Origin of the sequence: Legionella sp. 27cVA30 (assembly GCF_024160945.1) — a bacterium.
GTDB lineage: Bacteria > Pseudomonadota > Gammaproteobacteria > Legionellales > Legionellaceae > Legionella_A > Legionella_A septentrionalis.
In genome coordinates this window covers 562926-575585 of record NZ_JAMYXK010000002.1, presented here as the reverse complement: position 1 = coordinate 575585, position 12660 = coordinate 562926, and the positions used below count along the sequence as shown (strand labels likewise).

Below are 12660 nucleotides of genomic sequence, written 5' to 3'. Positions count from 1 at the left end.
AGGGTTTATCTTTTGTATCGGCATATTGGCCGATAAGTTGAGACTTATCCATAAAAAATTAATTAACTGTATTTTCCGCAATCAAATCAGGAATGCGTGCAAGCTTAGCATCAAGATCAGCCGGGAGAGACCCGCCGCCTTGTGCCATATCTTCACGCCCTCCCCCCTTACCGCATAAATGCCGTACGAAAGCTGTGGCAGGCGGGACTTGCCCCAAAATATCTTTGCTTATACCTGCAATGACATTTAACTTGCCTTGCTCTGCAGTAAATAACACAATCACTGCCTGGTTAAGCCTGGACTTTAGCTGATCGAGTGTCGTTCTCAAAGTTTGGTTGTCGGCATTATCCAATTTTTTGACCAACAAATTAATGTGACCTATGGTCTTAACTTCGGCAAGCAAAGCCTCGCTGGATTGGGTAACCAATTTTGCCTGCAAACGCTCCAATTCTTTTTCTTTTTGCCTTATTTCCTGCAAGAATTGCGCTAGTTTTTCGGAAATCGTTGCAGGTGTTGCTTTTAATTTATCTGCAACGTCGTTCAAGACGTCCAATTGCTCATTAATCCAGGCCAATGCATGCGCACCGGTGACCAGTTCAATGCGGCGCACGCCGCTGGCAATTCCATACTCGCTGGTAATTTTAAATAACCCGATATCACCGGTTTGTCGAGCGTGGGTACCGCCACAAAGCTCTTTAGAAAAACCACCCATGGTTAATACGCGTACTACATCCGTGTATTTTTCACCAAATAAAGCGATTGCACCGGCTTCTTTGGCAGCCTCAATATCCATCAACTCGGTAACCACGGGTAAATTGGCACGTATTTTGTCATTAACCAATGCTTCCAGTTGCCGCAATTCCACTTGCGTCAACGCCTCGAAATGGGAAAAATCAAAACGTGCCCTTTCTGCATCCACCAGAGAACCTTTTTGTTGCACGTGCGTACCGACAATAATTTTTAATGCGGCATGCAACAAATGAGTTGCCGTATGGTTTAAGCGTATGGCTTCACGCCGCGCTATATCAATTTGCGCTGTCACATGCTGATTGACTGCTAATTCACCGGACGCCACTTCGCCATAATGAACAATGGCTTGGCCGATACGCTGCGTATCATCTACGCGAAATACTGACTGGTTACCCAGTAATTGCCCGCGATCACCCACCTGCCCACCGCTTTCGGCGTAAAAAGGTGTTTTATTCAAAATGACAGCCGCCTTCATCCCTGTGGTCAATTTCTCGACTTTGGCGCCATCCACCAATAATGCAAGCACTTCACTTTGCAGACTGTTTTCTTCATAGCCATGAAAGGTGGACGCTTCTTGTAACTGCACGGTGCCTGAATAATCAGCCTGAAATTGACTTGCAGATTGAGATTGTTCACGCTGTTGCTGCATGCATTGCTCGAAACTCTGCAGGTCTACTTGCAAACCTTGCTCCCGAGCAATATCTGCTGTTAAATCGACGGGAAAACCATAGGTATCGTAGAGCTTAAATGCCGCATCCCCTGGTATTAACCCCCCTTTCAGGTTTTTGATTTGTTCTTGTAAAAGGTTTAACCCTTGTTGCAACGTGCGGGCAAACTGATTTTCTTCTTGTTCCAAAATTCGCGTAATCAATTGTTTTTGCGCGCCTAATTCAGGATAAGCATCCCCCATAATTTCGATGAGCGGCGTAATTAATTTACAGAAGAAAGGCGTTGGTAACCCTAATTTATTACCATGGCGGACAGCACGCCGGATAATTCGGCGCAATACATACCCGCGACCTTCATTACTGGGCAGCACGCCGTCTGCAATTAGAAAAGAACAGGCACGGATGTGATCGGCAATCACTTTCAAGGAAGGGTGTTCAAGATTTATCTCATATTGAGCATAAGAGGCAATTGCTTTAATCAAATATTGAAAACTGTCTATTTCATAATTGCTATGCACACCTTGCACCACTGCTGCAATACGTTCCAGCCCCATACCCGTGTCTACAGAAGGTTTGGGTAAAGGGTGCAGCTTCCCGGCTTTATCACGATTAAACTGCATAAACACCAGATTCCAGATTTCAATGTAGCGATCGCCGTCAGCTTCTGCGCTTCCCGGCGGGCCGCCAGCAATTTCCGGGCCATGATCATAGAAAATTTCCGTACAAGGCCCGCACGGCCCTGTATCACCCATCGACCAAAAATTATCTTTTTCCCCGCAACGGGAAAAACGCGCTGGGGAAACACCTATTTCTTTAAGCCAAATATCCGCAGCTTCATCATCTTCTTCGAAAACCGTAACCCACAGGCGTTCAACAGGCAATTTCAATATTTGGGTTAGAAACTCCCAGGCATACTTAATGGCATCGCGTTTAAAGTAATCGCCAAAGCTAAAATTTCCAAGCATTTCAAAAAATGTATGGTGACGCGCTGTATAACCCACGTTTTCCAGATCATTATGCTTGCCCCCGGCACGCACACAGCGCTGCACGCTGGCTGCCCTTTTGTACGACCGTGCTTCCATCCCGAGAAAAGTATCTTTAAATTGCACCATCCCCGCATTGGTGAATAATAAAGTGGGATCGTTTGCAGGCACCAGCGAGCTTGAACTCACTATCTGATGGTTGTGTTTTGCAAAATAGTTAAGGAATGCTTCTCTAATTTCAGAACTTTTCATGTTTAATACTTCAGTGAAAGGTTATTAAATTCTCAATTATCATCCGCAAATCATGCAAATGCATCAAATTATTGCTCATGCTGTGCAAATTCATCATTAAATACTTTAGCGATGATATGGGAGGGAAAGCCACGATAAAATAAAAACTGTTTTTGTTTCTGCAATTGTGCAAAAGATAATTCCGACTTCTCTTTGTATTTTTTCTGATGCACTGCCAAGGCGTAGGAAAGCCAATTCTCATCCTCTTGCTGCAAGGTTTCCTCTATCAAGTCAGCATTAACTTGCTGACTCAGTAATTCTTGCCTGATCCGCAAAGGCCCATATCCCTGGGCAATGCGGGTACGGCACACACTTGCAGCATAACGTTCGTCGCTTTGCAAGCCAAGGTGTTGGCACTTGACCAGCGTAGCTTCAATTTGAGCTGCATCATAGCCTTTTTGTGCCAACTTAAATTCGAGCTCGTGTGCGCCATATTCGCGTTTCGCAAGCAGGCGAATAGCGTGAGAAAACGGTTTATTCATCCGCTAATTCAACGGGCTCAACAACCGGTGCAGACTTTTTAGCTAAAAAAGCGGCGCGGATTTGTTGCTCCAACGGCGCAGCAACTTGTGGATTATCTTTCAGATACTGGCGTACGTTTTCTTTACCTTGGCCGATTTTTTCTTGTTTGTAGCTATACCAGGCACCAGCTTTTTCAATCAAGCCTAATTCCGTTGCCAAATTGATGATTTCACTCTCGCGCGAAATTCCTTCGTTATACAAAATGTCAAATTCAGCCTTCTTAAACGGCGGCGCCACTTTGTTTTTAACTACTTTCACTTGAGTTTCGTTACCTAAAATTTCCTCACCCTTCTTAATAGCCCCGGTGCGCCGGATATCCAATCGTACGGACGCATAAAATTTAAGTGCGTTACCGCCGGTTGTTGTTTCAGGATTGCCAAACATTACCCCGATTTTCATACGAATTTGGTTAATGAAAATGACCAGTGTGTTTGAGCGTTTGATATTGGCTGTCAATTTGCGTAAAGCTTGCGACATCAGACGCGCTTGCAAGCCGACATGCGCATCACCCATCTCCCCTTCGATCTCGGCTTTTGGCGTTAGTGCCGCTACCGAGTCAATAATAATAACATCCACCGCAGCAGAGCGTACCAGCATATCGGTAATTTCAAGCGCTTGCTCGCCTGTATCGGGCTGCGAAATTAATAATTCATCCACTTTGACGCCGAGTTTTTCAGCATAACTTGGGTCCAGTGCATGCTCTGCATCGATGAATGCGGCTGTGCCGCCATTTTTTTGACATTCTGCAATAACTTGCAGGGTAAGCGTGGTTTTTCCGGAAGATTCAGGCCCGTAAATTTCAACAATACGCCCTTTTGGCAAACCGCCGATTCCTAAAGCGATGTCTAAACCCAATGAGCCGGTTGAGATGGCTTCGATATCGCGCATGTCAGTGCCTTCGCCCATACGCATGACAGAGCCTTTACCAAATTGACGTTCAATTTGTGCGAGCGCGGCATTAAGTGCTTTTTGTTTATTTTCTTCCATAACTCACCCTAGAAAATGCAAAGGAAAAATTATCCCATAGATATGTGCGGGCAGCAAATTGTTGTTCAGGCAAAACAAGGCAATGTAGTATCACAACCAAGAACACTGCCTATGATTCTTTATGAAAGCAAGCTCTTGGCCCCAATTAATTGTTCGCTGTTTTTTTCCTTTAATGTTTTCTGGGCAAACATACTCATCGACGGCAGTAAACCCATGGCTTCTTCACCAATTGATGGCGTCTCAAGCGTAACTTGCCTCGTGGCTTTTTCTCTGTTGCGCAAATACAAAGCCACCGCAGTATGCTCTTTGCTAACCGCTCTCTTATACGCAGAACGCAGCGCAGCCTGGCTTGGCTGCAAATCAAGATTACAAAGGTAATCCACGACCATGAGCACCCCATGCCTTGCCGCCACTTGCAAAGCAATATCCAATGTTTTTTGCGTAAGATATTCTTTGCCCTTTGCGAGTTTAACCGTACACAAATACTCAACAACGTGCAAATGGCCAAGTTTTATGGCGGATTCCAGCCCTGCGTCCAGTATGCTGACTGGTAAAGCAGTTGGCAAATTACAAAGTTGCCGCACGCTGTCCGTAAAACCCAAGTTAACAGCTTTTAAGAATGCTTTCTGCAAACAGTTTTTAGAAAGAGTCTCCGTCGCACCATACAAGAATTGGATAATGTTGGGTTTGTTTTTTGCAACCGCAGCCTGCAATAGCATCTCGATGGAATGCTGGAAAAAGTTATTCTTGGGGATGCTCTCCATAATGTAGGCAGCAATTGCAAAATTTTCCTTTGTCAATGCTTGTCCTACTCCTTCCAGCATTAACGTCGGTGAGATGAGTGACTGATTTAAGCCGCAGAAAAAATTGATTAAAGGAATATTTGCTTGCTCTACAGCCAAGCGGAAAGCACGTTCGATCATGCGTCCCAATTTTTTATCTTGATGCTGAATGCCTAATTTACAAAATAATTCAATACTGGCTGGGCGGTTTTGCTGTATAGCCAAATCGAGGAACTGCCTGATTACATCACAATCAAATTGTTCCGCATTGGTTGTGACCAGATAATGGATGACATTCCAAGGCGTTATTTCCCATGGGATAAAATGCACCGCTTCCCGGCAAATTTCTTTTATGAGTGCGCGTGTGATTTGCAAAGGCTGCTTTTCTGCCAGAAAAATGAATAATCCTGCATTATCATTCCTAAGGACGCGGGCCAATATACCCTCTTGGCCATATTTGCGGTGCAGCCAATTATAATTTTTATATTTTTCTGCAAGCATCCCAATTATTTTATTGCGACAATTTTCCTCATCAATAGCACATAAACTCTCAATTAAAGCATACTCATATTCATTGACTTCAGTAGGATTTAAAATGCAATCAACTCCCAAAGATACCATGAAATCTTCTATGTTAAATTGCTCACCTTGCTGCTTAAATAAAAGCTTGCCAATATAACCCTGCAAATTATATTTATCGTGTGGAAAACCGGAATCAAAATAAACGATTTCTTTTAATGCATTTAACTTTCTACTTGCATGCAACCATGCGTCTTCAATCGCATAATAATGACTTATTGTAAATGGGAAACAGGCAATTTGCTTAAGCACTTCAAAATGAAAAGATGCCTCATATTGCCCACATTTTTTTACCAAAATCCTTTCTTTATGTTTAAATTTCCTTAAATTTTTAAGCAAATAAGAATCTTCTGAAAACTGCGGGTTATCAGCAATCTTATCTATAATATTTTCATAAATAGAAATTGCAACCTCCTTCTTCTTATCACGAAAAGCTAAAAATAAAGACATCAGTTGCGGGATTTTATCAAACAGGCTTGCTTCTTGCTGATCCAGATAATTTAACACTCCTTCAATCTTTATAGAGCTTATTTTTTCATATAAATCACCCTTATAAGGCAGTAAATGCAACACCGACCAATGCTTGTCATCGAGCAAGCCATTCAAAGTACCTACACTAATAAGCGCAGATAATTTTTCAATAAGCTTTGGATTTTTTTCAGCAGCTGTCATATCAATAAATCGGGATAAATCTTTAAGCGGCAGGCTATTTAAAGCAGCTGCCAGTTGCTCGAACCAAGCTTCTTGCGCCGTGAATTTCAAGGCGGCACTCAAGAATGGCTGAGCAAATACCGTGTATAGATCCTTAAAATTATCTGCATCACTAGTAAAATCATAACTATCTTCACGGTCGATTTCGCATGATTCCTCTGCTTCTTGCAAGACTCCAGTAAGTGTATATGCTTCCAAGCCGCGTGCAGAGCAGGATATTCTAGCCGCTTTTTCACAAAGCGCATGCGCCTGTGGAAATTGTGCCATGAGAGCATAGAGTTCGATGATTGGACTTTCTGGCGCATGCAGGGAAAATAAATGATAACCAATAAAATCATGCAATAAACCAGCCTTTAATATCCTTTCAACTGCAACGCCTTGCTGTAAAAGCCACAGTAAAAGAGCAGCAAATTCCTCAGGGGTCCCCAAAAACTGTCTGCATAACGGAATGATACCTAAAGGATTTTTTTGATGTGTAAATTGTACGGTGAAGTAGGATAAATTATGCTCAACAATGGCCGTTGAAATGGCTGATCTAACATCAGAGTTCAAATGTTCTTTTTCGCTAAGATAATAAGATAACGTTTCTTCTCTATTTTCTTGCATAGCAAGAGAAATCAATTGTTTCATTTTTTCAATATCGTATGCCCTCTTTACTTGCTGCTGAGAAGCAATGGCATATTGGAAAGCCAGCAAAGCTGCGGAGCAACCATCTTTAACCGCTAATTTATTTTCACAGAAATTTAAGAAATCCAAAAACTCCTTCTGCATAGACAATTTTTTTTGAGCTTCAGCATTTACATTATCATTGCTGGAGTATTTTGAAGACCAAAAGCTGGCAAGTAATTTTCTGTTTTTTAATGAAAAGCCGTCTAACTCATTTTTTAGTGTAGAAAGATACACGATTTGACTGCTTATTGGGTGGTGATTAGCATCATCATTTAGCCAGGAAAATAGTTCGTTAAGCATGGTGTAGCTCACTGTTTAATCCCTGATGTTTCATTATGGGAGTACGCGGGGAAAAACGTCAATAAAATTTGGTATCGTTATTAAAATTTATTTTTTATTTAACAATTTTTTGCACAAAATAAATATGATTTTTAGTTAAAATTATTGAAAAATAATAAATTATATTTTTTAAGAGAAAAATTATAGGCATGACAGGACAAAGTGTTAATAAAACTCAATTTGTAATTTTTTTTTACTTTATTGCGCAGCATTTAGAAATGGCTTTGCCTGCAAATAGCAAAAATTTGCTTTTAGAATGATTGGAAAAATTTTCAATCTTGACTTTACCACCCCCCACGCTTAGCATTCTTTCATTATTTTTTTGAGGGTACACCATGGGGATGCACCATTTGCGAATGCTGGTGGGCGATGATCTGGATGCAGTCAATACGCTGATTTTTGAAAAAATTCAATCTGAGATTAGTTTAATTGATGATTTGGCCAATCATATTGTGAAAAGCGGCGGTAAACGCCTGCGCCCCTTGTTGGTTCTTTTAGCCAGCCGCGCCTGCGACTACTCAGGCGAACACCATATCCGCCTGGCTGCGATGATTGAATTCTTCCATACCGCAACCCTTCTTCACGATGACGTAATCGACGAATCCACTCTGCGGCGTGGACAGGAAACAGCGAATGAAATATGGGGAAGCAAGGCAAGTATTTTGGTGGGTGACTATTTACTTACCCAATATATGGAATTAATGCTGGATGTAGGGGATTTAACCATTATGCGCCTGCTCACTGACATTGCGCATCAAATTGGTTGCGGTGAGATAAAGCAATTGCTGAATCGCAATAATCCCGCTTTAACCGAAGAAGAATATTTTGACGTCATCCGCTCGAAAACTTCCCTGTTGTTTGCAGCATCTGCAAGCCTTGGAGCCTTGGTGAGCAAGGCAAATGCCACAGTGAATGACGGGCTTTATCAGTATGGTTTGCATTTGGGTAATGCTTTTCAGTTGATTGACGACGCTCTGGATTATTGCTCAGATGCCAAAACGTTGGGTAAGAATATCGGTGATGACCTAGCCGATGGCAAAGCGACCCTGCCCTTGCTGCATGTACTCAAACATGGCAATCAAGAGCAACAAGAGCAAGTGAAAAAAAGCTTAAAGGAAGGTACCCTGGAATATTTGCCTGAAATTCAAAAAGCCATTACCGCCACCAAAGCGATTGATTATACTCGGCAGGTAGCGGCGTCCGAAGTAGATAAAGCCATTTCAGCCTTGCAAATCCTACCGGATTCAGTGTATAAAGACGCGCTTGTTGATTTGGCAAAATATGCCACTGAACGGGATCATTAGTTTTAAAACGGAGTGTAGCTCAGACTGGTAGAGCACTGCCTTCGGGAGGCAGGGGTCGCAGGTTCAATTCCTGTCACTCCGACCATATAAATAAAGGGTTATAAACATTTTTACAAAACCAAAATTCAATTATAGGGTGCACACAGGGTGCAAATTGAATGTGTTTTATTGAAAAAAAATATATCTGGAATCATGTGTAAGATATTAAAATCAATCTACATTAGCTTAATGTTGATAGTTTCCCCTCAGATAAAAGCAACCTCAGATACATGCCATCCCAAAATAAACCCAAGATTACCTCAATATATAACTGGTTATGGAAGTTTGATTGATGAGCAATCTAAAAAGACTACAGACTCAAAAGCTTATGAAAACATCCCTGTTTTAATTAAAGGCTTTAAAAGGAGTTGGTGTGCACACGGTAATTTGCCAGGATTCAATGCAACTTTTTTGTCTTTAAATGAAAACAAAAAAGGGACATTTAATGGCGTAATTTATAGAGTCAGTGATCCCAAAGAAATAGAGCTCTATGACACTAGAGAAACTGTTTATTGTAGGAAAGAGTTAAGTGCCAAACAAATTAAAATATACACAAAAAATATACCTGAAAAAAAACAAGTATGGATTTACTATCCAAAATCAACACAGAGTGATCACCCTAGCCGCGAATACCCTATTGTGCAATCATATGTCGATATTTTTATTAGAGGTTGTATTAAAGTTGAAGAAAAATTCAATATAAAAGATTTTGCTAAAGAATGCATTTTAACTACGGATAACTGGCCTGAACAACACTGGGTCAATGATAGAATTTATCCTAGACGCCCTTCTACGTATGAGCCTTATGCTCGTAAGATAGATGGTTTATTAAAAGAACTTTTGCCCAAACAATTTAAAAATATAAGAATCGAATAAATTATATGAGTTAGCGCAGAAGTGTTATTGCGCTAACTCAATGAGCAGATACTTTAACGGCACTAACCACACTTCCTGTGTTGTTCCAACCATGCATCAAGGTCATCCTTCAAATAGCGTATTGATCGTCCGATTTTAATATATTTAGGGCCTGGAGTTCTATTAGCTAAAGTTCCATTTACCCTGTCTTGAGAAAGAAAAGAACGGCTCATGCATATATAGTTAGCAGCTTCAGCTTCTTTAAAGACTCTCTTCTCCACAATAAATACCTCCGTATATTTTGGTGTAACATCATAAAACAACACCAATATATACCAATTATAAGTATTTATCAATTAATTTATACATGATTTACGTATTCATTAACGGCAGTGATAACAGCTTCAACTTCAAAAGTTCGGCGAGTGGCTGTAAATCTCCCCTTAAATCGATTCATCCCATCCCCTCTCATTTTTGGCGCGTGTTCCTCAAAATAATTTTGCAAATCCTCGGCACTTTCAAGTTGATATTGAACAGTTAAATGTTTTTGATTATCAGAGCTATCACCATCCATTGATTGGTGCATCACTGTAGCATTCAAAAAACCGGGAAATTTAAGCATTTCAAGAATATGCTCGTCTAACCAATCCTTATAATCTTTATATATTTCATTATCAATAGATAGATTCACTTCATATACAACCATGTTTACTCCCTCACAAAACGTAATACAACCAATGTTAATATCGCACAAATACTAGGCAACGTCCCTAAAGTTTTTTAGACAAGATTTCATCTTAAATTGAGCACAAATTTTTCTATTTCACTTCGATCTACCCCCTCTCCCACGATAGGAGCTTTGATAGTATGATGATGCCCTTCGCGGGAGAGGGTTGGGGAGAGGGAATGTCACGGATGGTCATTGATGACGGGCTCGTTGTCTTAGCGCAGATTTGTCCATTTCCCTCTCCCCAACCCTCTCCCGCGAAGGGCATCATCATACTATCAAAGCTCCTATCGCGGGAGAGGGGGTAGATCGAAGTGAATAGAAAAATTTGTGCTCAATTTAAGATGAAATCTTGTCTAAAAAACTTTAGGGACGTTGCCTAATAACAATTCCCGGATTCATAAAACTTTTATGGCTTAATATAACATAGGGCATTAAACCACCAAAAATTGATAAGCTGGTATTATAAGATATTGCTAAAGCCTTACCTCGATGAATGGCGGGGAACAAAGAAACCATAAATGCAGGCAAAGCCGAATTATATAATGATTGAATCAAAGCCAGTAATATCAAACTGATCCCTCCTCGATTAGCCGTACACCTTGTTTAAGAGATATAATCTCATCAACAAGGAGTAGCAATGGTCAGAAGTATCTACACAAAAGAGTTCAAAGTTAAAGCAATTGAATTTCTAGAGCAAAGTAATAAGCCATTAAGACAAGTAGCGTTTATCATACTTTGAAAGTGGAGACCATTTATGGGATGACTTATAAAACCAGAAAGGAGGCTCAATTAGCTCTATTCGATTATATTGAGGTGTTTTACAATCGCAAACGCATCCATTCAACTTTAGGGTTTCAGACCCCTAGCAAATTTGGCATGGTTGCATAAAGTGGGTGTCCGGTTTTTCGAGGTAGGATCAAACTACAAAATATAACGACATAGTTAAAATGGCTAATATAGTCAAAACAGACATAGGAAAATAAAAGGTACAATGCTGAAGCAGCAGTAATTTGCTTAGTAATACCTACCCGATCGGCCAAAGAACCAAACAGGGGCAAACAGATGAAATAAACTGACAAAGCAATCAACGTCACCCATACAGATTTATGGTGAGTCTGATTTTGAATCACTGAAGATAAAAGAGTTGGCATATAAACAAAGGTCATATAGAAAGCAGAAGCAGATAAACTTGCAGCTACAAAACAAATAACCAGCTCCTTTCTATATATTTTTACCAAAGATGAAAAATGTTTAGTATCATTCATCTTCTGCGCAAATGGCTCATTAATAAACCTTCTAATCTGGTAGAGTGCCAACCAAATAATAGCACTAATTAAAAATGGTATACGCCAGCCATATTGAATCATCTGCTCATAAGGTAAAAGGTTTAGTAATATAAAAACCGATAAATTTGCCAGCAACAATCCAAGAATTCCGCCCATAAAAGCCATACTGCCAGAAAATGCCGGGCGATCTTTGCCTTGTTCAACAGCAAATATTAAACCATTAGAAAACTCCCCTGAGATTGATAGCCCCTGAATAATCCGACAACTAAATAATGCTATCCATAAATCAATGCCAGGTAGGCTGGTGGGCAATAAACCGATAACCGCTGTGGAAACAGTCATCATCAAAGTAGTAACTGACAGTACCTGCTTTCGACCATAACTATCAGAAAGATACCCAAAAACCATGCCAGAAAAGGGTTTCACTACATAGCTTACTACATAAGCCAAAATGGTAAAATTAATCGCTGAACTTTGTGAATGGGATGAGAAAAATACGGAAGACAGCACAGGAATAAGAAAAGCAAAGATACTTAAATCAAAAACCTCAATAGCAGTACTAATAAAAACGGATATCCTAGCCAGATTTGTCATTTACATTCACTTCATTGTGTCGTACATTATTTTAGCATTAAATAGATTTAAGCTGTACCTATAAGGATTTGTTATGATACATGATGTACCCAAAAGGATTTTCCTTCCCTTCGATGAAAAACAAGAACTTCTTTTAAACAAACAATTACGACCCCTAAATGCCTTGGGGTGTGGTTATTTCTATTATCTAGTCTCAGATCAAACTTCAAAAAGCAAATCCTACCGATTCTGCACCCATGAAAATTGGATGGCTTTCTATTATGAAGAAAAATTAATCGAAAATGATCCATTAAAAAGAATTGTAGAAAAGTCAAACATTTCAGTACTCCCATGGAATCAAGCCAGTTTTATGAATAAGCATGAAAAACAAACCATGTCTGGCCGATCCGCTTTGGGGCTTTATAATGGTGTCTCGATTGTTAGTAAATTCAATAACAAAAAATACATATTTGTATTGGCAACTGAACATAGAGATCATGACTTAGCAAGGTATTTGCTATTGGAAAAAAATTATGAATTAAAGAAATTAATGCATGGGTGTATAACCTCTTTCGAGGGATGACGTGGTTAG

General features: G+C 40.2%; 10 protein-coding genes and 1 tRNA gene. 5 read left to right on the top strand and 6 right to left on the bottom strand.

Features of this window, described 5'->3' with window-relative positions:
- Window positions 1-58: 58 nt before the first annotated feature.
- From alaS to NKV53_RS07935, 4 genes are all read right to left on the bottom strand, one after another.
- Complete coding sequence (alaS, locus tag NKV53_RS07950) at window positions 59-2653, bottom strand: alanine--tRNA ligase (RefSeq protein WP_126953015.1); 2595 nt, start codon at window positions 2651-2653, stop codon at window positions 59-61.
- Window positions 2654-2721: 68 nt separating this feature from the next.
- Window positions 2722-3174 (bottom strand): recombination regulator RecX, encoded by a 453-nt coding sequence (gene recX, locus NKV53_RS07945; protein WP_126953014.1) that lies wholly within the window; start codon window positions 3172-3174, stop codon window positions 2722-2724.
- Window positions 3167-4201, bottom strand: a complete 1035-nt coding sequence (gene recA, locus NKV53_RS07940; RefSeq protein ID WP_126953013.1) for a recombinase RecA — start codon at window positions 4199-4201, stop codon at window positions 3167-3169. The genes recX and recA overlap by 8 nt, the downstream gene beginning before the upstream one ends.
- A gap of 119 nt (window positions 4202-4320) precedes the next feature.
- Window positions 4321-7254, bottom strand: a complete 2934-nt coding sequence (locus NKV53_RS07935) for an ankyrin repeat domain-containing protein (protein WP_253350955.1) — start codon at window positions 7252-7254, stop codon at window positions 4321-4323.
- 362 nt (window positions 7255-7616) lie between these two features.
- Here NKV53_RS07935 and NKV53_RS07930 point away from each other — a divergent pair, with 362 nt between their 5' ends.
- From NKV53_RS07930 to NKV53_RS07920, 3 genes are all read left to right on the top strand, one after another.
- A complete protein-coding gene (locus NKV53_RS07930; protein WP_126953011.1) occupies window positions 7617-8585 on the top strand; it encodes a polyprenyl synthetase family protein in 969 nt (322 codons plus the stop codon).
- 8 nt (window positions 8586-8593) lie between these two features.
- Window positions 8594-8670 (top strand) — tRNA-Pro (locus NKV53_RS07925).
- A gap of 62 nt (window positions 8671-8732) precedes the next feature.
- Complete coding sequence (locus tag NKV53_RS07920; protein ID WP_011945716.1) at window positions 8733-9500, top strand: gamma-glutamylcyclotransferase; 768 nt, start codon at window positions 8733-8735, stop codon at window positions 9498-9500.
- Window positions 9501-9840: 340 nt separating this feature from the next.
- On the opposite strand, the gene NKV53_RS07915 is transcribed toward NKV53_RS07920, so the two are convergent.
- A complete protein-coding gene (locus tag NKV53_RS07915; protein WP_253350953.1) occupies window positions 9841-10185 on the bottom strand; it encodes a DUF4286 family protein in 345 nt (114 codons plus the stop codon).
- Window positions 10186-10968: 783 nt separating this feature from the next.
- Here NKV53_RS07915 and NKV53_RS12035 point away from each other — a divergent pair.
- Window positions 10969-11097 carry an IS3 family transposase gene (locus NKV53_RS12035; RefSeq protein WP_371923184.1) on the top strand — a complete coding sequence of 43 codons (129 nt, stop codon included), beginning with the start codon at window positions 10969-10971 and terminating at the stop codon, window positions 11095-11097.
- Here NKV53_RS12035 and NKV53_RS07910 read toward each other — a convergent pair.
- Entirely contained in the window at window positions 11064-12089 is a 1026-nt protein-coding gene (locus tag NKV53_RS07910) for an MFS transporter (protein ID WP_253350951.1), read from the bottom strand. The two genes, NKV53_RS12035 and NKV53_RS07910, sit on opposite strands and share 34 nt — an antisense overlap.
- A 73-nt stretch (window positions 12090-12162) precedes the next feature.
- Between NKV53_RS07910 and NKV53_RS07905 the strand changes: the two genes are divergently transcribed.
- Window positions 12163-12651 (top strand): autoinducer binding domain-containing protein, encoded by a 489-nt coding sequence (locus NKV53_RS07905; protein ID WP_253350950.1) that lies wholly within the window; start codon window positions 12163-12165, stop codon window positions 12649-12651.
- Window positions 12652-12660 lie beyond the last annotated feature (9 nt).

Excerpts from the sequence above, each read along its gene's own strand:
- NKV53_RS07905 (WP_253350950.1), top strand. The coding sequence starts at position 12,163 with ATGATACATGATGTACCCAAAAGGATTTTCCTTCCCTTCGATGAAAAA.
- recA (WP_126953013.1), bottom strand. The coding sequence starts at position 4,201 with ATGGAAGAAAATAAACAAAAAGCACTTAATGCCGCGCTCGCACAAATT.
- NKV53_RS07915 (WP_253350953.1), bottom strand. The coding sequence starts at position 10,185 with ATGGTTGTATATGAAGTGAATCTATCTATTGATAATGAAATATATAAA.
- NKV53_RS07930 (WP_126953011.1), top strand. The coding sequence starts at position 7,617 with ATGGGGATGCACCATTTGCGAATGCTGGTGGGCGATGATCTGGATGCA.
- NKV53_RS07910 (WP_253350951.1), bottom strand. The coding sequence starts at position 12,089 with ATGACAAATCTGGCTAGGATATCCGTTTTTATTAGTACTGCTATTGAG.
- recX (WP_126953014.1), bottom strand. The coding sequence starts at position 3,174 with ATGAATAAACCGTTTTCTCACGCTATTCGCCTGCTTGCGAAACGCGAA.
- NKV53_RS12035 (WP_371923184.1), top strand. The coding sequence starts at position 10,969 with ATGACTTATAAAACCAGAAAGGAGGCTCAATTAGCTCTATTCGATTAT.
- alaS (WP_126953015.1), bottom strand. The coding sequence starts at position 2,653 with ATGAAAAGTTCTGAAATTAGAGAAGCATTCCTTAACTATTTTGCAAAA.